At 67.7% G+C, this 20,641-nt stretch carries 16 protein-coding genes; 5 read left to right on the forward strand and 11 right to left on the reverse strand.

Going from position 1 to position 20,641, the window contains the following annotated elements:
• Nucleotides 1-80: 80 nt before the first annotated feature.
• Nucleotides 81-488, reverse strand: coding sequence for a biopolymer transporter ExbD (locus tag QP609_RS17655; protein WP_041863821.1), 408 nt, complete (start codon nt 486-488; stop codon nt 81-83).
• Between the two features lie 71 nt (nt 489-559).
• Nucleotides 560-967, reverse strand: a complete 408-nt coding sequence (locus tag QP609_RS17660; protein WP_014648410.1) for a biopolymer transporter ExbD — start codon at nt 965-967, stop codon at nt 560-562.
• Between the two features lie 151 nt (nt 968-1,118).
• On the opposite strand from QP609_RS17660, the gene QP609_RS17665 reads away from it, so the two are divergent.
• Complete coding sequence (locus QP609_RS17665; RefSeq protein WP_014648411.1) at nt 1,119-3,104, forward strand: transglycosylase SLT domain-containing protein; 1,986 nt, start codon at nt 1,119-1,121, stop codon at nt 3,102-3,104.
• 205 nt (nt 3,105-3,309) lie between these two features.
• Nucleotides 3,310-4,530: a multifunctional CCA addition/repair protein gene (locus QP609_RS17670; RefSeq protein ID WP_197621288.1), complete on the forward strand. Its 1,221-nt coding sequence runs from the start codon at nt 3,310-3,312 to the stop codon at nt 4,528-4,530.
• Between the two features lie 68 nt (nt 4,531-4,598).
• Here QP609_RS17670 and QP609_RS17675 read toward each other — a convergent pair whose 3' ends face one another.
• The 3 genes from QP609_RS17675 to QP609_RS17685 are packed head-to-tail and all read right to left on the reverse strand — an operon-like array spanning nt 4,599 to nt 6,458.
• Nucleotides 4,599-5,033: an SseB family protein gene (locus QP609_RS17675; RefSeq protein ID WP_005419309.1), complete on the reverse strand. Its 435-nt coding sequence runs from the start codon at nt 5,031-5,033 to the stop codon at nt 4,599-4,601.
• A gap of 49 nt (nt 5,034-5,082) precedes the next feature.
• Nucleotides 5,083-5,418 carry a hypothetical protein gene (locus QP609_RS17680; protein ID WP_014648413.1) on the reverse strand — a complete coding sequence of 112 codons (336 nt, stop codon included), beginning with the start codon at nt 5,416-5,418 and terminating at the stop codon, nt 5,083-5,085.
• Complete coding sequence (locus tag QP609_RS17685) at nt 5,415-6,458, reverse strand: S41 family peptidase (RefSeq protein WP_197621287.1); 1,044 nt, start codon at nt 6,456-6,458, stop codon at nt 5,415-5,417. Before QP609_RS17685 ends, QP609_RS17680 begins: the two co-directional genes overlap by 4 nt.
• Nucleotides 6,459-6,866: 408 nt before the next feature.
• Between QP609_RS17685 and QP609_RS17690 the strand changes: the two genes are divergently transcribed.
• Complete coding sequence (locus QP609_RS17690; RefSeq protein WP_049440684.1) at nt 6,867-7,301, forward strand: hypothetical protein; 435 nt, start codon at nt 6,867-6,869, stop codon at nt 7,299-7,301.
• Nucleotides 7,302-7,497: 196 nt separating this feature from the next.
• On the opposite strand, the gene QP609_RS17695 is transcribed toward QP609_RS17690, so the two are convergent.
• From QP609_RS17695 to QP609_RS17720, 6 genes are all read right to left on the reverse strand, one after another.
• Nucleotides 7,498-10,524: an autotransporter outer membrane beta-barrel domain-containing protein gene (locus QP609_RS17695; RefSeq protein WP_197621286.1), complete on the reverse strand. Its 3,027-nt coding sequence runs from the start codon at nt 10,522-10,524 to the stop codon at nt 7,498-7,500.
• Nucleotides 10,525-10,781: 257 nt separating this feature from the next.
• A complete protein-coding gene (locus QP609_RS17700; protein WP_289213820.1) occupies nt 10,782-11,849 on the reverse strand; it encodes a heparan-alpha-glucosaminide N-acetyltransferase domain-containing protein in 1,068 nt (355 codons plus the stop codon).
• Nucleotides 11,849-12,997 (reverse strand): N-acetylglucosamine-6-phosphate deacetylase, encoded by a 1,149-nt coding sequence (gene nagA, locus QP609_RS17705; protein ID WP_180835156.1) that lies wholly within the window; start codon nt 12,995-12,997, stop codon nt 11,849-11,851. The genes QP609_RS17700 and nagA overlap by 1 nt, the downstream gene beginning before the upstream one ends.
• A complete protein-coding gene (locus QP609_RS17710) occupies nt 12,997-14,025 on the reverse strand; it encodes an SIS domain-containing protein (RefSeq protein ID WP_014648419.1) in 1,029 nt (342 codons plus the stop codon). Before QP609_RS17710 ends, nagA begins: the two co-directional genes overlap by 1 nt.
• Before the next feature lie 7 nt (nt 14,026-14,032).
• Entirely contained in the window at nt 14,033-15,100 is a 1,068-nt protein-coding gene (locus QP609_RS17715; protein ID WP_041863830.1) for a LacI family DNA-binding transcriptional regulator, read from the reverse strand.
• Between the two features lie 39 nt (nt 15,101-15,139).
• Nucleotides 15,140-16,429, reverse strand: coding sequence for a sugar MFS transporter (locus QP609_RS17720; protein ID WP_014648421.1), 1,290 nt, complete (start codon nt 16,427-16,429; stop codon nt 15,140-15,142).
• Between the two features lie 375 nt (nt 16,430-16,804).
• Between QP609_RS17720 and QP609_RS17725 the strand changes: the two genes are divergently transcribed.
• Nucleotides 16,805-17,824, forward strand: a complete 1,020-nt coding sequence (locus QP609_RS17725; protein ID WP_100450617.1) for a glucokinase family protein — start codon at nt 16,805-16,807, stop codon at nt 17,822-17,824.
• 143 nt (nt 17,825-17,967) lie between these two features.
• Complete coding sequence (locus QP609_RS17730; protein ID WP_075076091.1) at nt 17,968-20,631, forward strand: TonB-dependent receptor; 2,664 nt, start codon at nt 17,968-17,970, stop codon at nt 20,629-20,631.
• Nucleotides 20,632-20,641 lie beyond the last annotated feature (10 nt).

Raw genomic sequence — 20,641 nt, forward strand, 5'->3', positions numbered from 1 at the left:
GCCCTCCACTTTGATGCCGGCTGCGTCAGCGCGCGCCGAGATCCGCCACAACTCATCAAGGGGACTTGTCGGTGCAGGCGCTAGTGACCGGGCGCGTCGACGCGCAGCCCATGCTGGCTCACGGCCAGCAGCACGCGTGCCATGTCTTCGTAGTCGGTGTCGTCGGCGGTCGCCAGGTGCACCCAGGGGCGATGCTGCTGCGGCATCTGCTGCGCCTGCACCAGGTGCCGCTGCAACGCGACAGCGTCGAGCGGCTGGCCATTCCAGAACATCGCCCCCGCCGCGTCGATGCGCAGGTGGATCGGCTGGGGTGAGGACGCCGGCCAGGGTGGGCACGAGGTGCGCTGCTGGAGCGCCAGGAGGCCGGTCGCCTGCGCCATCGGCAGCGCGGTGATCACCAGCGCCAGCAACACCAGCAACACATCCACCAGCGGTGCCAGATTGGGGGCGGCCATCAGTGAGGCCGCGTGCTGTGTCCCGTATCGCATGCCACGTTTCCTCGCAGGAAGAGCGGCCTGCCGATGGCAGGCCGCCCGTTGCCGGACTCACCGCACGAAACTCACCGCACGAAGGCAATGCGCTCCATGCCAGTGGCTTCGGCCGCAGCCAATATCCGCGCCATGCCTTCGTACTCGGCCGCCGGATCGGTGGCGATGCGCAGCTCCGGCAGGTTGCCGGCATGCTCGCCGGCCTGCGCCTGCAGGCGCCCCTGCAGATCGCCGATCGCCATCGGCTGGCCATCCCAGCTCAGCTGGTTCGACGCATCCAGTCGCAGCTCGATCGGCGGCGGCGGTTCGGGGCGATCGATCGTGCGATCGGTGGCCTGTGGCAACTGCACGGGAATCGGCCGGGCCACGATCGGCGCGGTTACGATGAAGATGATCAACAGCACCAGCATCACATCCACCAGTGGCGTGACATTGATGTCCGCCAGCGGGCCGCTTCTTCCTGCGCTACTGAACGCCATGTGCCGCTCCCTGCAGCCGGGCGGTTCGCCCAAGGCCGACGTTACGACGCCTGCGCCCGCCTGCGGCAGGGGCCTGTGCGGAGTCATTCAGCTATCGTTGCCCACGCATGGCGTGCACGCAATGCGAAACTGAATTCAGCCACTGCCCGCTATGCTGCATGCCATGACCCGACGCTCTTCGACCGCCCTGTCCCTGCTGCCCTTGGCCACCACGCTGCTGATCGGCTGCGCCAATGCCCAGTCCCTCGATGCCCAGAACGCGCAGTTGAAAGCCGCGATCGCGGCCGCCGAACGCGGCCAGTTCGATCCTGGCCAAGCCGCTGCGCTCAGCCGCCATCCGGCGTATGGCTGGCTGGAGTACGCCAACCTGCGCCGCAACATCGACACCGTCGATACCGCGCAGGCACAGGCCTTCCTCAAGCGCTATGAGGGCCAGGCCGTGGCCAGCACGTTCCGCAGCGTGTGGCTGCCCTCGCTCGCCCGCCGCCAGGACTGGCCGACCCTGCTGGCCAACTGGGCGCCCACCGACAACGCCGGCCTGCGCTGTGCGCAGCTGACCGCGCGCCAGGTGACCGGCAAGGTCGATCCGCAGTGGATCAGCGAAGCACAGGAGCTGTGGCGCAAGAACGGCAAGCCGCTGCCGGACAGCTGCGATGCGGTGTTCACCGTGCTGCAGGCACAAGGCGGCCTGAGCGACGCCCTGCGCTGGGAACGGATCGATGCTGCCGCCGACGCGCAGCAGCCCGCCGTGATGCGCAGCGCGGCCCGCGGCCTGCCTGCCACTGACCTGGCACTGGCCAACACTTACGCCGCCTTCGTCGACAAGCCCAACGCCAGCGCCCTGAACTGGCCCCGCAACGAGCGCAGCCGGCGCATCGCCACCGATGGCCTGGCCAAGCTGGCCAAGGCCGACCCGGCCGCCACCGAACAGCAGCTGCCGCAGTACGCGCAGGCACTGGGGCTGAGTGCCGCCCAGCAGGGCCAGGTGCTGTACCAGATCGCGCTGTGGACGGTGGCGTCCTACCTGCCCGATTCGGCACGCCGCCTCAACGCGGTGCCGGAGTCGGCCTATGACGAACGCCTGCACGAGTGGCGCGTGCGCGAAGCGATGTCCCGCGGCGACTGGACCGCGGCGCTGACCGCCATCCGCAAGATGGGCAGCAAGCAGCGCAGCGACCCGCGCTGGCGCTACTTCGAAGGCCGCATGCTGGAGAAGACCGGCCAGGCCCAGCAGGCGCAGCCGCTGTTCCGCGAGGCCGCGCGTGCATCGACCTTCCACGGCTTCCTCGCCGCCGACAAGCTGCAGCAGGGCTACACGCTGTGCCCGTGGCAGCCCAACGACAGCGCGCAGGCGCAGGCGGTGATCGCGCGCGACCCGGCCATCCAGCGCGCAATGGCGTTGTACCAGATCGATCGCGCTGGCTGGGCCGTGGCCGAATGGAACAGTGCACTGTCGCGCTTCGATGACACCCAGCGTCGCCTCGCCGTGCGCGTGGCGCAGGACAACGGCTGGTTCGACCGCGCCGTGTTCGCGCTCGGCAAGCAGCCGCAGGAGCAGCGCCTGTACGACCTGCGCTTCCCGCTGCACCACGACGCCACCATCCGCCGCGAATCGGCACGCAACGCAATCGACCCGGCCTGGGTGGCGGCGGAGATCCGCGCCGAGAGCACCTTCACCCCGCGTGCGCGCTCGCCTGCCAACGCCATGGGCCTGATGCAGGTGCTGCCAGCCACCGGTGCCGGCGTGGCCAAGTCGATCGGCCTGACCGGCTACGGCGGCGCCGACAGCCTGTACGACCCGGACACCAACATCGCCATCGGCACCGCCTACCTGCGCCAGCTGATGAACAAGTACGACGGCCTGCCCTACGTGACCATCGCCGCGTACAACGCCGGCCCGACCCCGACCGCACGCTGGCAGAGCCAGCGCCCGGGCTTTGATCCGGACCTGTGGATCGAGACCATCAGCTACAAGGAAACCCGCGAGTACGTGGCCCGCGTGCTGGCCTTCAGCGTGATCTACGACTGGCGCCTCAATGGTGATGCGCTGCCGCTGAGCGATCGCCTGATGGGCCGCCTGGTGGACAAGCGCAAGCGCTTCAGCTGCGCCGCCAACGCCGACCAGGGCGGCGATTGATCGCAACACAGTACTGCCGGCCGCTGGCCGGCATTCCCCGGCATCCACTCGCTGGGGAGGGAAACGATGAGCCTGCTGGCCTGGATCGGCTGGACGCTGTATCGGTAGTGCAGGCCGCTGGCCGGCAGCTTCGGGGTGACTGCGGTTGCCGGCCAGCGGCCGGCACTACCGGTGCGTCTGCGCCGGGCATGCGATGATTCCAGCCATGAAGATCTATCTTGTCGGCGGCGCCGTGCGTGACCGCCTGCTGCAGCGACCTGCCGGCGACCATGACTGGGTGGTGGTCGGCGCCACGCCCGCGCAGATGGAAGCGCAGGGCTTCACCGCCGTCGGCCGCGATTTCCCGGTGTTCCTGCACCCGAAGACCGCTGAGGAATACGCGCTGGCGCGCACCGAGCGCAAATCCGGCCGTGGCTACCGCGGCTTCGTGGTCGATGCCGACCCGGCAGTGACGCTGGAAGAAGACCTGCAGCGCCGCGACTTCACCATCAACGCGATTGCCTGCGACGAAGACACCGGCACGCTGGTCGATCCCTACGGCGGTGTGCGCGATATCGAGCAACGCGTGCTGCGCCATGTCGGCCCCGCGTTCGTGGAAGATCCATTGCGCGTGCTGCGCGCGGCCCGGTTCATGGCGCGCTTCGCACCACTGGGCTTCACCGTCGCCGAAGAGACCATGGCGCTGATGCGCGAGGTCGCCGCCAGCGGCGAGCTGGACGCGCTGGTGCCGGAACGCGTCTGGCAGGAACTGCGCAAGGCGCTGGTCAGTGAGCGGCCTTCTGCCTTCCTGCGTACGCTGCACGATGCGCACGCCCTGGGCCCGATCCTGCCCGAGCTGGAAGCGCTGTATGGCGTGCCGCAACGTGCTGAGTTCCACCCTGAAGTCGATACCGGCATCCACCAGGAAATGGTCAGCGACATGGCTGCCAGGCTGGCGCCGGGCGATGACCTGGTCGGCTTTGCCGCGCTTACCCATGACCTGGGCAAGGGCCTGACCCCGCCGGAGGAATGGCCGCGCCACATCATGCACGAGCAACGCGGCATCAAGCCGCTGAAGGCCTTGTGCGCACGATTGAAGATTCCCGCCGAACACCAGCAGCTGGCCGAAGCGGTGTGTCGCGAGCACTTGAACGTGCACCGCATCGACGAACTGCGCGATGCCACCGTGCTGGAACTGCTGGGCCGCTGTGATGCGCTGCGCCGGCCGGAACGCGTGGCCCGCATCGCACTGTGCTGCGAGGCCGACAAGCGCGGCCGGCTCGGCTTCGAGGACGCCGACTACCCCCAGGGCGAAACGCTCAAGCGCCTGCACCAGGCGGCGCTGTCAGTGCAGGCGCGGGATCTGGATACCACGCATCTGAAGGGCCCGGCCATCGGCGAAGCGCTGGCCAAGGCGCGGGTGAAAGCCATCGCCGCCGCCCGCTGATCCGCAACGTCCGCGCGCACTGCTATGGGCAGTGCCGGCCGCTGGCCGGCACCCCTATATCACTGGCTTCAGTGCGCCATCCCACGGGTAATCGCCGCCGCACGCTGCTTCAGCTGGGCCACGGCATCGGGAATCATCTCCATGCCCACGTCCAGGCCCGGGTTCAGCACCAGGCCGACGCCGTCGCCGATACCGGCCAGCAGCGCGTGCACCGCGATCGGCATGGCATGGGCAAACTGCGGCAGCTGCTCGTGCCACAGGCCGGCGCGCTCGGGCGCGGTGAACACCGCGAACATCGGCTCGCCGCTCTCGCTGGTCAGCACCAGCGGCGAGATGCTCTCGTCCCAGGCGCCATCCTCACCAATGGCCTTGTCCAGCAGCACGAACGCCGTCGAGGTCAGCAGGCCGTCGAGGAACTGCGCTGCGGTCAGCGTGCCGTCCTGGGCCTGCAGCAGGCGCACCTCGAGGTCGTTGAGGGGTTCGAACGGGGTGTCGTGGTCCATGGTCGGTTCCGGTACGTGGTTGCAGGGCAGACTTTAACAGGCCCGGTCCTCAACCGATGTATCCGTGCCGCCACATCCAACCGGCCACCGCCAGCGCGGCGACCCCCACCAGCATCAACGGCAGGCCGAAGCGGTGCCGCCACGGGATCGGCACCCCGCCCAGCTGCTGGTCCATGGTCTCGGTATCGAGCACCCAGCCGTGCTCGCACCGGGTGCAGGCCAGCTCGTAGCGGCGCTGGTAGGTGAAGCCGAACAGCAGGTCGATGCGCGCCATCTTGTAGCGCAGCTGCGGGGCGAACTCGGTTTCCGTCTGGCAGCGCAGGCAGTGGTGCGCTTCGGTGGGGCCGACGATCAGCACCCGTTCCTGTTGGCCGATCAGGATCATGTCCGGTTGACCTGGCAGGCGGGCTGGGCCAGCAGCCAGGCCTGGGCGGCGGCCACAGTGGCCGCGTCACCCTCGACGCGCTGGTCGGGTTCGATCTTCAGGCCATCGCCACGATCATTGCGGTCCCGCATCACGCTGGTGGTCAGCAGCAGGCGACTGCCATCGGCAAGCGTGTGCACGACATTGCCGGTGGAGACGCCCGCGGTCGGCTGGCCGAAACTCCGCGCCTGCGGGCGGCCACGCCACGCCAGCACCGAGGCCTCGCCCGAACTGCCGGTGCGGGGCCCGAACAGCACCGCCACCGGTGCGCCAGGCTGCCGCACTACATGGCCGGACTGGCCGAAGTCCAGCAGCGGCCTGCCCGCCAGCTGCACCGCAGTCGCCGTCAACGTCCAGCGCTGCGGCCCTTGCGCGGTTTCGAACGCGCCGACGTCCTCGTTGTTCACCACCGAGGTGCGCAACAGCGGGGCCATGCCCAGCAGCATCGGCCACATGGAGCCGCCACCGTTGTCCCGCAGGTCGACGATCCAGCCACAGCGCGCGCCGTCGTCCTTGCTGCGGATGACCTGCTGCCATCGCGCGGCACGCTGGATGTCCTGGCGGAATTTTTCCTGCGGCGTCGCGCCCAGCGAGGAGGCATAGCCCTCGATGACCACCCAGCCGATGCGCGCATCCACCGCATCAGCGGCCTTGGCCCGGTCCACGGCGGCGGCACCGGCCTGCTGCGCACGCGCTAGGGATTCGCGCTGACGCTGGGTCGTGGTCCACGCACCATGGTGGCCGGTGCTGAGCGCAATGGCTTCGCGCAGAACGGCCAGCCGTTGCGCGGGATCCCCCTGCGCCGATTGCAGGCGGATGCGGATGGCGGGCCAGTCCACCCGGTCGCGATACAGCGCCTGGCGTTCAAGCAGGTTGAGGATCTCAGCCTGGGCCTCCGGCGAGGGCATCTCGACCGCGCCTGGCGTATCGGCCATGGCGCCGGTCGCCAGCAACACGAGCATCAGCGCGCCGATGCGACGCACTCCCTTGCGAACCTGCATGCGACGCTTCCTTGTCGTTGAATCAGGACCGCAGCATAACCGGGGCATGATCGCTTGCGCCACGCGCGAACTGTCGTATCCGGCCCGGTCGCGGGTTGCAGCAAGGCGGCTTGCGTGCGGTCACCACATTGCAACTTTGCCCATGCCATCGCGGCGCACAACGCGCCAAGGTGGCCCCGTCGGCGCTTCCTGCGCTGACCGGGATTGGCGTCCTGAATCAAACATCGAAGCGATCGATTTGCCGCATCAACGGCAATCGCGACAATGCACCGGCTTGCCCATGGTGGGCGGTGCGTGGGGATCCTCGTGATCCGTCGGCTTTTTCGCTTTGATTTTGACCGGCACGCCAACCCGCACCGCCCGCCACCTTGCGCTTCGCAGGTGGCCTTGCCTCGTGAGGTTGCCGCCATGAACACGCCCTACCCCGCCTATCCACGCCTGCAGGCCCTGCTCGGCGCTGCACTGCCCGGCCTGCAGCTGTCCAACGCCGCAGCCGAAGCGTTGGAAGATGCGCTCACCGAAGTCGACGAACAGGCGCCGCCCTCCGCATTCTTCGCGCGGCTGCGCGGCATCGCTCACAGCCACGCGGCCGACGGCCAGGCGTGGCGCGAACGGCAACTCAGCGAGGCGCGCGGTCGGGCGCTGGCCGAGGCGACGCGCTGCCTGGCGGCGGTGTCTGCGTGTGGGGGCATCTTGTTGGCGGCGCAGTCGGCACGCGAGATGGATGATGCGCAGGCGCAGTGTCCGCCGCAGGTGGAGGAAGGGCTGCTGCATGCGGTGGTGGTGTTGGCCGATCATGCCGGGGCGTTGGTGGAACCGGATGCGTGCGCACCGCTGCTGTAGAGCCGAGCCTATGGTCGGCTGCGCGGAGGTCATGGCGCCGGTGGGATCCGTGCCGCCCAAGGTCGGCACCTACCAGAGCGGCGTCATGGCGTCGGTGGGATTCGTGCCGACCAAGGTCGGCACCTACCAGAGCAGCGTCGTGGCGTCGGTGGGACTCGTGCCGACCAAGGTCGGCACCTACCCAAGGTTGCGGTTGTCACCAGTCCGCACGCAGGCCGATGTTGCCTTCGATGATGCGGCGCTTCTCGTTGCGGTCGCCGCCCAGTTCACGCGTGTAGTCGGCCACGGCATAGGCGCTGATCGTTCGGTTGAAACGCCCGACCACACCCACGCCGGCTTCCAGCGCGCGTGAGCGCTGCGAATTGATGATCACGTCGTCGTCGAAGCGGATGCGGTCTTCACCAGAACGGCCATGCCAGTAATTGAGCTTGAAGTACGGCTGCCAGCCGTTGTCGGCCAACTGGTAATCGCCCGCCAGGCGCAGGCCGATGCGGCCGGTCCAGGCGTTGTCGTTGTCGAAGCGCACACTCGATACTTCATCGCGACGGTCATCCAGCGAAGTGCGCTGCCAGATCACCTGCACCTGCGGTTCCAGCCACCATGCGGACTGCCCGAAGTGCAGCAGCGGCTTGCCCGCCTCCACCGACACGCTGGTACCGTCGCCGCTCAGGCCGAAGCCGAGCCCACGCGAGGAACGCACGCGGCCGTCGTAGCGGCTCTGCATCGCCACGGCGTCGATGTAACCCCCACTGCTATCGGTGAAGGTCCAGTACAGGCCCACGTGCTTGTCATCCAGGCGGTTCTGGCCTACCTGCACGTTCTCCCAGCCCAGTGCCAGACCCGTGGTCTTGCCCTGCGCGCGGGTGCGGCCAACGAATACGCCGATCTGGTTGCGGTGGTTGTCAGACGCCGCAGCCCACACGTCGAGACCGGCCTGCAGGCCCATCACATCGCCATCGAAGCCCGGCTGCGCATCACCCCTCCAGTGGATCTCGCTGCTCTGCCCCACCAACCGGCCCCAGGCGGTGCGGAATATGCCCTGGTTGTACAGCAGGCGCTGTTCGCCCTGCCGCTCGTGGAAGGTACCGAGGCTGGCCAGCGAGGTCTCGCGCAGCAGCGGTGGCACCACGGCGTAGGCGGCGGTCTCCACGCGGTACAGCGGCACCACCGCGCCTTCGGCCGGGCGTGCACCCGGCGTTGGTGGGGTGCCGGTACCGGGCAACGCACCGCCGGCCACCGGCACGTCCGGCACCGCCGGGTCGCTGGGCGGCGCCACCGGCGCCGGTTCCGGTGGCGGCGGTGGCGGCGCGGCCTCGCCGGCGGTCAGGTTCGGATCGGTAGCGCCTTCAGGCGGCGGCGGCGGTGCCGGGGTGATCGCCGGCGGCGGTGCGACCGGCGGCGTCAGGGGCGGTGGCGTGGCAGTGCCGCCGCCGTTGGGTGCCGGCGTTGGTCCGGTCACCAGCGTCGATCGCAGGTACCAGTTCTCGCTGGTGCCGGCGCTGACACCACCCTTGAACAGGAAGTACTCGTAGGCACCGGCTGCAACCGGTGCGAACAGCGAGAACGCGCCCGGCGCAGTGCGGCCACCATTCAAGGCCTGCACCACCAGGATGCCATCGGCCAGCGTGGCGGCGCCGCTGCCGCCGGCATTGAGCACGCCGATGCCGGTGGTACCGGTGGCGGTTCCGCCATCGATCACCAGGCGGTCGCTGCTGGAATTGTCCGCGCCCAGCACGGTACGCAGGTACAGGCCACCGCCGTCACCACGATAGTTGCCACGCACGGTGAACACGTCGCCTGCGCCGGTGCCGGTCAGGTCGATGCGCCCGGCATTGGCCATCTCCACCAGTGCACCACTGTTGAACGGACGGACTGCATGGCCGCCACTGCCCGCGTAGACGGTGCTGGTGTCGTCCACGGTGAGCGTGCCGGTGCCGGTTCCGCTGTCGCCCAGCACTAGGTCGCCATCAAAGGTCAGCTCGGTGCTGTTGGCCAGGCTGATCGCCTCCCAGTTCTGGAAGCGGCCCACGCCGGCAGTCTTGACGTTGTGGAAGTTGAGCTGGTCGATGCCACCGCCACCGTCGAACAGCGGCACCGCCCCCAGGTTGCCCTGGTTGAGGTTGCCGAGGTTGGCGACGTCGCTGTCCGGCCCCATGTCGATCGCGCCGTAGACGATGCCGCCGCCATTCCAGTTGAAGGTGTCGTTGCCGGTACTGAGCAGTACCTGCCCGCGCACGGTGCCGTCGGTGATGGTCACGCTGTCGTTGCCGCCGCTGACGCTGATGTTGCCGCCGATGTAGGCGGTACCCGAGATGATGATGGTGTCGGTATCGAAGCCGGTCACCACGTTGCCGTCCACGGTGCCGCCGGACTGGTCCCACAGGTTCTTGTCCAGCTTCATGTTGACCCGGCCGATGCGGCCAGCGGTCATCCACGCCTGGTCACCATCCTCGAACGCACCGATGATGCGGCCACCGCTCATGCGGAAGGTATCGATGTTGTCGCCCTGCTGCAGCGCGCCGACCGTGCCGCCACTCATGACGAAATCATCGCGGCCACTGCCCTGCGCCACCACGCCGGTGACGGTGCCGCCGGTGACGGTCATCTGGTCATCGCCACTGCCCTGGTCGACGCTTTCGATCGTACCGTTGTCCAGCAGCAGCGCATCATTGCCATCGCCTTGCAGCACACTGCCGCTGATGCTGCCAGCCTGCATGTCCAGGCGATCATTGCCGGCACCGAACTGCACGCCGGTGCGCCCGCTGATCGTTCCGCGGTTGACCAGCACGCTGTCGCCCGCGCCGACGAACTGCAGGGCGGTGTTGTTGCCGGTGCTGATGCTGCCCGAGTTCTCGACGCGGCTGCCGCCACCGAGCTGCACCGCCACGCCGCCCACCGAACTGATCGTGCCCAGGTTGGACAACAGGTGCCCACCGGCCCCGACAAGCGAAATCGCGCTGCTGCCACCGCTTTGCTGCAGCTGCGCCGTGCTGGCGACAGTGACGGTGATGCCGGCGGCGCCATTGGCGGTGACGGGAACGGTCTGCGGGTTCGGCGCATTGGCATCGCAGGTGACCGTCTGGCCGGCGACGGGGGCGACGCTGTCACAGCCGGCCCAGGCGGCGCTGGCGGTCAACAGCATGACGGAGGGAACAGCCAAAGCCTGCAGTACGGAAACAGTGAGGCGGCGCATACGCACTGCGCGCGGGACGGCACGGGACATACAGCACTCCTGGACAGGGGATCAGGAACTGCGGATATGCGGTACTGCGAGCGAAGTCTGCGCCATGGTGAACGGTTTCGGCAGGTGAATTTGCGTGCCGATCATCACAGTTCAGATGCGAACCTGATCGGGCATCACCCCACCTCTACGTGCCTGAAATCGTTCATCTTTGCGGGGTCATGCCCATGCCTGGATGAGGTGGCCTCCCGGGTTGGGTCAGAGCCCTTTCCTGCGGAAAGGGATCCGACCCGGAGCCGTCAGATCTTCAGATAGATCTTCCGCCGGTCCAGCCACCACGCCACGCCCCACCACAGCGCGACGAACGCCAGCGCCTGCAGCATCGACGCCAGCTCGAGCGCGTGCGGCATCGCGGCGGCCAGTTGCTGCCAGATCCAGCCCCACGCGCCGGTCGCCATCAGCGCCACCGACATCACCGATGCGCCAAGATAGGCGGTAATTGCGTTGACCCCGAAACGGCGGCCCAGCGGCGGCCATCGCTTCTGGTCGATCAACACATGGCCCAGCCACACCGCCAGCGCGGCCAGGCCGCCGGTCCACAGCACATAGCTGGGCGTCCACAGCTGCTTGTTCAACGGCAGCACCGTGGCCAGCAGCAGCCCCAGCACGGCGGTTGCCACACCCAGGCCAGCCAATGCCGCCGCACGACCGTTGCGCAGCAGGCCACCGGCAATCAGGCCGAGCACGGTACTGGCCAGCGCACCCAGCGTGCTCAGCAATCCTTCCGGGTCATGGCCCAGTCCGGTATCGGCGTGCCACTGGTAGATCCACGGTGCGAACAGCGTGGTGTCCAGGCGGCTGGCCGGGTTGGTCCATGGCGCCAGATCACCGATGCCCAGCAGCAGCACGGTGTAGCCCACCAGCAGCGTGACCAGCACGCCAGCCTGCACGCGCGGCCGCGCATACACCGCCAGAACACCCACCAACGCTGCGCACACCGCAATCCGCTGCAGCACGCCCCAGATGCGGAAGTGATGGGTATGCAGCGCCCACCAGATCAACAGGTGCAGCAACGCGCCGGCAAGCAGGATGCGCAGTGCACGCTCCCGCACGCCGCGCGCCAATGCTGGGCGTGCAGCGGCATCCAGCGCACGCGGTGCCACGCTGAAGGCCATCGACACACCCACCAGGAACAGGAAGAACGGGAACACCAGGTCGGTGGGCGTGCAGCCATGCCATTCCGAATGACGCAGCGGCGCGAACACCGCACTCCAGTCGCCCGGATTGTTGACCAGCAGCATCGCCGCCACGGTGATGCCGCGCAGGGCATCGATCGAGCCCAGACGGCGTGGCGGCGTACTGTTCATCAGGCGGCCTCGTACTGTCCGGCAATCCAGGTACCACGCACCTGCAGGGCGTCATCCAGCAGCACCAGGTCGGCCTGGTAGCCCTCGGCGATGTGGCCAAGGCGGTCGTCGACGTTGAGGAACTGCGCCGGATAGGTCGACGCCATGCGCGCCGCTTCGGCCAGCGGTTGGCCGAGCAGCTGCACGGTATTGCGCACGGCGGTGGCCATGTCCAGCGCCGAGCCGGCCAACGAACCGGCGGCATTGCGCACCACGCCATCGATGGCGGTGATGGTTTCGCCATACAGCACGTAGCTGGGATCGTCGGCTCCAACCGGCGGCATCGCATCGGTCACCAGCAGCAGGCGACCGCGCGGCTTGGCCGCCAACGCCACGCGAAGGCTGGCCGGGTGCACATGCACGCCATCGACGATGATGCCGATCCAGCTGTCGCGGTCTTCCAGCGCAGCGCCCACCGCGCCGGGCTCGCGGCCCTGCAACGGCGACATCGCGTTGTACAGATGGGTGAAGCCGCGCACGCCGGCATCCAGGCCGGCGCGGATCTCTTCGTAGGTGCCTGCAGTGTGCCCAGCAGCGACGATCACGCCACGCTCGACCAGCGCACGGATGGTCTCCAGCGGCACGCGCTCCGGCGCCAGCGTCAGCAGGGTCACGCCGTTATCCAGCGATGCGGCCAGCGCAATCTCCGCTTCGTCCGGCACGCGGAACTTGCTGGCATCGTGCGTGCCCTTGCGCGCCGGCGCGATGTACGGGCCTTCCAGGTGGATGCCGATCACGCCCGGCACGCCCTGCGCAATGGCCTCGCGCATCGCACCGATGGCTTCGCGCATCACCGCCACGTCATCGCTGATCAGCGTCGGCAGCATCGCAGTGGTACCGAAGCGGCGGTGCGCCTGCGCGATGGTGCGCAGTGCCGCCACGTCCGGCGTGTTGTTGAACAGCGCGCCGCCGCCGCCATTGACCTGCACATCGATGAAGCCGGGCAGCAGCCAGCCGCCTCCCAGGTCCACCTGCTCGGCCGCGTGGCCCAGCTGGGGTGCTGCGTCGGGCAGCAGCGCGCTGATGCGACCGTCCTCGATCACCACCGCCAGGTCGTCGCGGAACTCATCGCTGGCCAGGATGCGGGCATTGCGCAGCACCGTCACCATCACACCGTCTCCGTAACCTTGTTCAGATGCGGCGGCAGGTCCGGGTTGAAGCCACGGCGCAGCGCCAGCGCATTGATGGCGCGATAGAAGCTCTGCACGGTCAATAGCGGTGCGCACAGCGGATGCGGCGCGGCAGCCACCGGCAGGTTGCCGCCGGCACCGGCCATCCACACCTGCGCACCACGTGCGGTGAATTCATCGACCACCGCACGGGTACCGGCGCCGGTCTCGTCCGGCTGGGCGAAGGCCAGCACAGGGAAGCCACGGCCGACCAGCGCCATCGGGCCGTGCTTGACCTCGGCCGAGCTGTAGGCTTCGGCGTGCAGGCTGCAGGTTTCCTTGAACTTCAGCGCCGCTTCCTGCGCCGCACCCAGGCCCAGGCCGCGGCCGAGCACGAACAGGTTGGTGGCCTCGACCAGGCCCTCGGTCACCGCGCTCCAGTCGCACTGCCAGGCTTCACGCATCGCGTCCGGCAGCAGGTCCAGCGCCGCACGCAGGCTGCTGTCCTGCTTCCAGTACGCGGCCAGCTGCAGCAATGCGGCCAGCGAGGCCAGGTAGCTCTTGGTCGCTGCAACGCTCTTCTCGGGGCCGGCATGCAGCGGGATGACCGTGTCGGCCAGCTGCGCCAGCGGTGAATCCTCGACGTTGACCAGCGCGATCACGCGCGCGCCGGCGGCCTTGGCCGCCTCGGCGTTGCGCAGCAGGTCCGGGCTCTTGCCCGACTGCGAGATGACGATGAACAGTGCGCCGCGCAGCTGCAATGGTGCGGCGTAGACCGAGCCCACTGATGGCGAGGCCGACGCGACCACCAGCCCCAGCTGGGTTTCCAGCAGGTACTTGCCATAGGTGGCGGCGTGGTCGGAGCTGCCGCGTGCACAGGTGACCACGAACGGCGGCGGCGCGGCACGCAGGCTGGCGGCCAGGGTTTCCAGGGTGGCGTGGTTGCGCGAGAACTGGCGCGCGACCACGTCGGCCGCTTCAGCGGCCTCGGCGAACATCAGGGTAGCGGTGGGGTCTGACAGCGACATGGCAGGCTCAGGCAGGATCGGAAGGAAGGGGGCGTGCGCCGGCCGGGCGCATCGGCGCGGTCGATCCGCGCACCACCAGCTGCGGCACGAAGCCCTGGTTGTGCAGCGGTGCCGGCGCATCGTCGTAGGCGTCGCTGCGCAGCTGTGCGATCAGCAGGCGCGCGGCATGGCGGGCGATGTCCTCGGTGGCCTGCTTGGCGGTGGTCAGCGGCGGCCACGACTGGCGCGAGAACGGGCTGTCCTCGAAACCGGCAATGGACAGGTCGTAGGGCACGTTCATGCCGGCCGACTTGGCAGCGGCCAGCACGCCGGCAGCGATTTCGTCGTTGGAACCGAAGATGGCGGTAGGCGGTTCGCGCAGCGCCAGCAGGCGGCGCGCGCCACGGAAACCGTCGTCGAAGGTGTAGTCGCCCTGCACCACCAGGTGCTTGTCCACGGTCATGCCGTAGTCCTTCAACGCGGCCTCATAACCGGCATAGCGTTCGCCCGAGGAGCGGTGCGAGCTGCCGCCCCAGAGGAAGCCGATGCGCTGGTGCCCCAGCTGGATCAGGTGTTCGGTGATCTCGTAGGCGGCCTCGCGGTCGTCGACGAACACGCAGGCACCGTCGGCCGGATCTTCGGTGGCCGCAACGATGCGCACCAGCTTGATGCCACGCGCGGTCAGCGCCTGGATCAGGTCGCGGCGCTCGGACATCGGTGCGGTCAGCACCAGCCCGGCCAGGCGCGAACGCTGCACCCAGTCAGCCAGTTCATCGGCCAGCAGCGGCGAACTGGAATCGCAGGGATGGATCTGCAGGCCGAACCCGGTCTCGCGGCAGGCGGCGAGCACGCCGTTCTGCACGCCGATGATGTGGTACGGGTTCGGGTTGTCGTAGACCAGCCCGATCACGAAGGTGGTGCCGCTGCGCAGGTTGCGCGCGGACGGATCGGGCTCGTAGTCCAGCTCGGCGATGGCACGCAGCACCCGCGCGCGGGTGGCCTGCATCACCGAGGGCTCGTTGTTGATCACCCGCGAGACCGTCTTCAGCGAGACCTTGGCCTTTTCGGCAACGTCCTTGATGGTCGCTCTGCGCATCGGTTTTTCCTGGGGTTGGCTGCCGTCCATCATCGCCGATCAGCTCCGGTCCTGCGGCAGGCCCACGCGGTGGCCCACCACCGAATAGAACAGGATGTACAGGTAGCAGGGCACCATCAGCAGCACGAAGGTCAGCTGGAAATCGATGTGCTGCTTGAGCAGGGCGAACAGCTGCGGAATGATCGCGCCACCGGCGATGCCCATCACCAGCAGGGCCGAACCGGTTTCGGTGAAGCGCCCCAGGCCGCGGATGGCCAGCGGGAAGATGGCCGGCCACATCATGGCGTTGGCAAAGCCCAGCAGGGCCACGAAGGCCACCGACACATAGCCGTGCGTTGCCCACGCGCCCAGGCAGAACACCACGCCCAGCACCGCCGAAATGGTCAGGTAGCGCGACTGCGACACCACCCGCGGAATCACCAGCAGGCCGACCACGTAACCGACCAGCATCGCGCCCAGGGTGAAGGCGGTGAACATCTTGGTCTCGTCCAGCGGCAGGTTGAAGCCATGGCCGTAGGTGCCGATGGCATCACCGGCCATCACTTCCACGCCCACGTACACGAACAGGCACAGCACGCCCAGCCACAGGTGCGGGAACTGGAAGATGCTGCGGCGCTCGACCGCACCGGCGGCCACCGGCGTAGCGTTGGCTTCGGACGATTTGATTTCCGGCAGCGGCGAGAACAGGATCGCCACCGCCAACACCACCAGCAGCGCCGCCATGGCCAGGTACGGGGCATGGATCTTGGCGGCGAACTGGTTCAGCAGCACGGCTTTGGTCGCGGCATCGGCCGCCTGCACCTGCACGTCCAGATCGCCAATGCCATGCAGCACCACCGTGCCGATCAGGATCGGCGCCAGGATGCCGGCGATCTTGTTGCAGATGCCCATCAACGCGATGCGCCGCGCCGCCGTTTCGATCGGCCCAAGGATCGAGATGTACGGGTTGATGGCCGTCTGCAGCAGGGCCAGGCCGCTGCCGATCACGAACAGGCCGCCCAGTGCGCCGGGGTACCAGCGCTGGGTGGCGAATTCGCCGAACAGTGCCGCGCCACCGGCCATCACCAGCAGGCTCAGGCTCAGGCCCTTCTTCATGCCGGTACGGCGCAGGATCCACGACGAGGGCAGCGCCAGGAAGAAGTAGGACAGGTAGAACACCATCAGCACCAGGAAGGCGCCGACCTCACTGAGCTCGAAGGCGAGCTTGACGAAGGTGATCAACGGGCCGTTGAGCCAGGTGAAGAAGCCGATCAGGAAGAACAACACGCCGACGATGGCGATGGAGGTGGCCACGTTCGGGCGCGCGCTTGCAGCGGGGACGGCGGACATCAGGAGGGCTCCTGCGGCGACAGCCGCAGAACGCGGCGTCGGAGAGTGGCTGGGAACAACGTTGTCACATTCTTTCGGTGGACAACGGCGGTTTGTCAACTTCCATGCACGCCCCTTCAACCTCGTGCTGCACTGCGCAAGTCGATTGCGGTGCTCCGCGCTGAATGCGCGCCAGGCCTAGAGCCCCATGCAGCAACGGTTCCCACGTGAAACCCGCACTCACGCCATGTAAACGTTTACTGCCTGTCGCATTCGTTGCGGCGCAGCAACGAAAGTGTCACGAACTCGTTGACATCGTTGTCAGCGCGGTTACAGACTCCGCCCCAATCGCTGCCCCCGATCCCGGGGCCAGCCCCACCTGCAGCAGGAGCCCGCGTGACCGCCAGCCACCCCGCCCCGTCGCATGTCCTGTCCCGCGTCGCGCCCTCGTTCCTGGCCGCGGACGTCGGTGGCACCCATGTGCGCGTGGCCCGGGTCCAGGCCAGCGGTGACACCGCCCATCCGGTGCAGGTGCTGGAATACCGCAAGTACCGCAACGCCGACCATGCCGGCCTCAGCGCGATCCTGTCCGACTTCCTCGGCGAAGGCCCGCGGCCCACGCATTGTGTGGTCGCCAGCGCCGGCTACGCCCGCGAGGACGGCACGGTGATCACCGCCAACCTGCCGTGGCCGCTGTCGGCACGCCAGGTGGAGGCCGATGTCGGCCTGCAGCGGGTCTACATCGTCAATGACTTCGAAGCGGTGGCCTATGCCGCCGCGCAGGTGGACGCCAGTGGCGTGCTGCACCTGTGCGGGCCGGACACCGCTGCGCGTGGCCCGACCCTGGTGGTCGGTCCCGGCACCGGCCTCGGCGCCGCGCTGTGGATCCCCACTGCGCACGGCCCGGTGGTGCTGCCGACGGAAGCCGGCCAGCCGACCCTGGCCGCAAGCACCGAACTGGAAATGGCCATCGTCCGCCACATGCAGCGCGACCGCGCGCACGTGTCGATCGAGCATGCGATCTCCGGCCCGGGCCTGATGAACCTGTACCGCGCGGTGTGCGCGCTGCAGGGGCAGGCACCGACGCTGGCCAGCCCCGATGCGGTCACCGCCGCCGCCATGGCCGATACCGATGCACACGCGCGCCAGGCGCTGGATGTGTTCTGCGGCCTGCTCGGCAGCACCATCGGCGACATGGCCCTGTTCTATGGTGCCCACGGTGGCGTCTACCTGGCCGGCGGCATCCTGCCGCAGATCCGCGAATACCTGCACGCCAGCACCTTCGTCGAACGCTACCTGCAGAAGGGGCCGATGGGCGAAGCACTGGCACGCATCCCGGTGAAGGTCGTCGAACACGGCCAGCTGGGCGTGGTCGGCGCTGCCAGCTGGTACCTGCAGCAGCAGTCGGCCGCCTGACACCGCAACAGGCTTCAACGCAATCGCAGCACGCAGTACGTGGCACGCCAACGCACGGGACTTCGCCGCCGCCCCGCGCATGTCATCGCAACCGTTATCGAACACCGCCGCCGGCATCCAATCGAGTGATGAGGAGAGACATCATGAATACCCGCAAGACCCTGCTTTCGGCCGCCATCGTCAGCTGCATCGCCTTCAGTGCGCACGCGCAGCAGGCTGCCCCGACCGCCACCGACCTGGACACCGTGACCGTTACCGGCATCCGTGGTTCGATGGAAAAATCGCTGGACACCAAGCGCGAAGCCAATGCGCGCGTGGAAGTGGTCACCGCCGAGGACGTGGGCAAGCTGCCGGCGCACAACGTCGCCGACACCCTGCAGCGCCTGCCGGGCGTCAACATCAGCTCGTCCAGCGCCGATGAAGGCGGTTTCGACGAAGCCGACCGTGTCAGCCTGCGCGGCACCAGCCCGAGCCTGACCCAGACCCTGATCAACGGCCACACCGTCGGTTCGGCCGACTGGTTCGTGCTCAGCCAGGGCAACAACGTCGGCCGCAGCGTCAGCTACTCGCTGCTGCCGTCCGAACTGGTCAGCTCGGTGGAAGTGAACAAGTCCTCGCAGGCCAAGCTGCAGGACGGCGGCACCACCGGTACCGTCAACATCATCACCCGCAAGCCACTGGAATTCTCCAAGCCGTTCACCGCGGAAGGCTCGATCGGCCTGGTGCGCTCGGACCAGGCCAAGTCGAACGACCCGCAATATTCGGCGCTGTTCAACTACAAGAACGACGAAGGCACCTTCGGCGTGATGGTGCAGGGCTTCAGCCAGAAGCGCGAACTGCGCCGTGAAGCGCAGGAAATCCCGGGTGGCTTCTTCAAGATCGGCGCAAACGATCCGGTCGCCAAGACCAATCCGGACCTGATCGGCGTCAACGTTCCGGGCCTGCTGGGTTCGACCCTGTTCGAACAGACCCGCGAGCGCAAGGGCGGCCTGGTCTCGCTGCAGTTCAAGCCGAGCGACAGCCTCACCCTCGGCCTCAATGGTTTCAGCTCCGAGCTGAAGGCGAACAACTACAACCGCAACTTCATGATGTTCGGCAACAGCTTCGCCAAGTCGCAGGCGCCGGATCCGGGCTATGTGGTCAAGGACGGCGTGCTGACCAACGCCAACTACAAGGGCGTGCCCGGCACCGACTATGCGGTGTACGACATGATCTACCGCGAGTCGAAGGCCAAGTCGAGCTATGTCACCTTCGATGCCGACTGGCAGATCAGCGACAGCCTGACCGCCAAGTTCCAGGCCGGCAGCACCAAGGGTACCGGCGAGACGCCGCGCCAGTACATCGCCGAGGTCACCCTGGCCAACGGCGGCGGCGCCAGCTGGGCTACCCACGGCAATGGCTCGCCGATCGACTGGAACGTCGGCGGCGACATCTCGCCCAACGGCGTGACCAGCTTCGGCACCTGGGGCAACCAGCAGGTCACCGCTGAAGACAAGGAGAAGTGGGCCACGCTCGATTTCAACCAGTACTTCAACGATGGCGGCGTGCTGAGCTCGATCGACTTCGGCCTGCGTTTCGCCGACCACAAGCGCGAAGCGCTGTCGCCGGAAGGTGCAACCCCGGGTGACATCTGGAGCGCGCTGAAGAACGGTGCGACGGCCAACTATCCCAGCGGCTTTGCCGGTGACATCGGCGGCACCTTCCCGCGCAACCTCTGGTACTTCACCCCGGGCGCGCTGAAGGACGCGGTGACCAACAACTCCACCTGGCTGGCCGGCAATGATGGCCCGACCGGTCGCCACAACTATGGCGCCGAGTGGAAGGTGAAGGAAAAGAACTTCGCCGGCTACGTGCAGGCCAACTTCCGCGGCGACTGGTGGAGCGGCAACGTCGGCCTGCGCTACGTCAACATCAAGCAGGACATCGACACCTACAACGCCGTCAGCAAGGCCGCCGATGCCGATGTCAGCAGCCTGTTCGGCATGTGGGAGCGCCTGGCCTTCCAGAACAAGCGCAACCGCGTATTGCCCAGCGCCAACATCAAGTTCGACCTGGACGACTCGCTGGTGCTGCGCGTCGCCGCCTCGCAGACCCAGACCCTGCCGGACTACTCGGCACTGGGTGCCTCCTCGTACGGTTCGGACCTGAACCGCACCGGCGGCGGTGGCAATCCGAACCTCAAGCCGACCCTGTCGACCAACCTGGACGCCAACCTGGAGTGGTACTTCATGCCGCGCGGCCTGCTGTCGGTGGGCGCGTACCACATGGACCTGAAGGACTACATCGCCTTCGACGTGGTCTCGCGCCAGCTGTACAGCGAACTGACCAACCAGCTTGAGACCTACCAGATCTCCACCCCGATCAATGCCGACGGCAAGGTCACCGGCGTGGAAGTGGCCTACGAACAGCCGATCGGCGAGTACTTCGGCGTCAATGCCAATTACACCTACGCCAACGGCACCACCTCGCACACCTGGTCGGACGGCTCGCACAACCTGCTGGGCACCTCGAAGAACACCTACAACGTGGGTGCCTACTTCGAGAACGAGCGCTTTGGCGCCCGCGTCAGCTATACCCGCCGTTCCTCGTTCCTGATCAGCCTGTCGGGCACCAATCCGTACTACCAGGATGACTTCGGCACGCTGTCGGCGTCGCTGAGCTACAAGGCCACCGACTGGCTGAGCATCACCCTGGATGGCCTGAACCTCAACAACCCGACCTACAAGTACTACCAGACCGCGGCCATCCCGACCTCGTTCTACAGCAACGGTCGCCAGTACTACCTCAACTTCCGCTTCAAGTACTGATCCAGCGGCG

It is taken from the genome of Stenotrophomonas sp. 8(2023) (assembly GCF_030345295.1).
GTDB classification, from domain to species: domain Bacteria; phylum Pseudomonadota; class Gammaproteobacteria; order Xanthomonadales; family Xanthomonadaceae; genus Stenotrophomonas; species Stenotrophomonas muris.

Excerpts from the sequence above, each read along its gene's own strand:
- QP609_RS17655 (WP_041863821.1), bottom strand. The coding sequence starts at position 488 with ATGCGATACGGGACACAGCACGCGGCCTCACTGATGGCCGCCCCCAAT.
- QP609_RS17660 (WP_014648410.1), bottom strand. The coding sequence starts at position 967 with ATGGCGTTCAGTAGCGCAGGAAGAAGCGGCCCGCTGGCGGACATCAAT.
- QP609_RS17665 (WP_014648411.1), top strand. The coding sequence starts at position 1,119 with ATGCTGCATGCCATGACCCGACGCTCTTCGACCGCCCTGTCCCTGCTG.
- QP609_RS17670 (WP_197621288.1), top strand. The coding sequence starts at position 3,310 with ATGAAGATCTATCTTGTCGGCGGCGCCGTGCGTGACCGCCTGCTGCAG.
- QP609_RS17675 (WP_005419309.1), bottom strand. The coding sequence starts at position 5,033 with ATGGACCACGACACCCCGTTCGAACCCCTCAACGACCTCGAGGTGCGC.
- QP609_RS17680 (WP_014648413.1), bottom strand. The coding sequence starts at position 5,418 with ATGATCCTGATCGGCCAACAGGAACGGGTGCTGATCGTCGGCCCCACC.
- QP609_RS17685 (WP_197621287.1), bottom strand. The coding sequence starts at position 6,458 with ATGCAGGTTCGCAAGGGAGTGCGTCGCATCGGCGCGCTGATGCTCGTG.
- QP609_RS17690 (WP_049440684.1), top strand. The coding sequence starts at position 6,867 with ATGAACACGCCCTACCCCGCCTATCCACGCCTGCAGGCCCTGCTCGGC.
- QP609_RS17695 (WP_197621286.1), bottom strand. The coding sequence starts at position 10,524 with ATGTCCCGTGCCGTCCCGCGCGCAGTGCGTATGCGCCGCCTCACTGTT.
- QP609_RS17700 (WP_289213820.1), bottom strand. The coding sequence starts at position 11,849 with ATGAACAGTACGCCGCCACGCCGTCTGGGCTCGATCGATGCCCTGCGC.
- nagA (WP_180835156.1), bottom strand. The coding sequence starts at position 12,997 with ATGGTGACGGTGCTGCGCAATGCCCGCATCCTGGCCAGCGATGAGTTC.
- QP609_RS17710 (WP_014648419.1), bottom strand. The coding sequence starts at position 14,025 with ATGTCGCTGTCAGACCCCACCGCTACCCTGATGTTCGCCGAGGCCGCT.
- QP609_RS17715 (WP_041863830.1), bottom strand. The coding sequence starts at position 15,100 with ATGCGCAGAGCGACCATCAAGGACGTTGCCGAAAAGGCCAAGGTCTCG.
- QP609_RS17720 (WP_014648421.1), bottom strand. The coding sequence starts at position 16,429 with ATGTCCGCCGTCCCCGCTGCAAGCGCGCGCCCGAACGTGGCCACCTCC.
- QP609_RS17730 (WP_075076091.1), top strand. The coding sequence starts at position 17,968 with ATGAATACCCGCAAGACCCTGCTTTCGGCCGCCATCGTCAGCTGCATC.